General features: G+C 46.0%; 1 protein-coding gene. It reads right to left on the bottom strand.

Annotated features, from left to right (window positions below; translation table 11 throughout):
• A partial coding sequence (locus ACG9ZB_RS17665) for an SDR family NAD(P)-dependent oxidoreductase (protein WP_419326887.1) occupies window positions 1–250 on the bottom strand: 250 nt, incomplete at both ends.

Genomic DNA, 250 nt, shown 5'->3' with positions numbered 1-250 from the left:
ATGCCATCGCGCGCGCACTCTAAAGCCGCAACTTTGGTCAAACCAATCACACCATGCTTAGCACTGTTATAACCGGCCTTTCCAGCAAAGCAAATCAGACCGTTAATCGAAGCCATATTAATCACGCGACCAAACTGCTGCGCTTTCATGATGGGAAATGCGTACTTGATACCATTGAACGACCCCACCAACATGACATTAATCAACTTTTGATAGACTGCGGTTGGAAAGTCCTCAATCACTGCAACAT

Origin of the sequence: Acinetobacter johnsonii, from assembly GCF_048551975.1 — a bacterium.
Taxonomy (GTDB): domain Bacteria; phylum Pseudomonadota; class Gammaproteobacteria; order Pseudomonadales; family Moraxellaceae; genus Acinetobacter; species Acinetobacter johnsonii_A.
The sequence above is the reverse complement of the archived record's forward strand: the minus strand, read 5'-3'. Positions and strand labels throughout refer to the sequence as shown.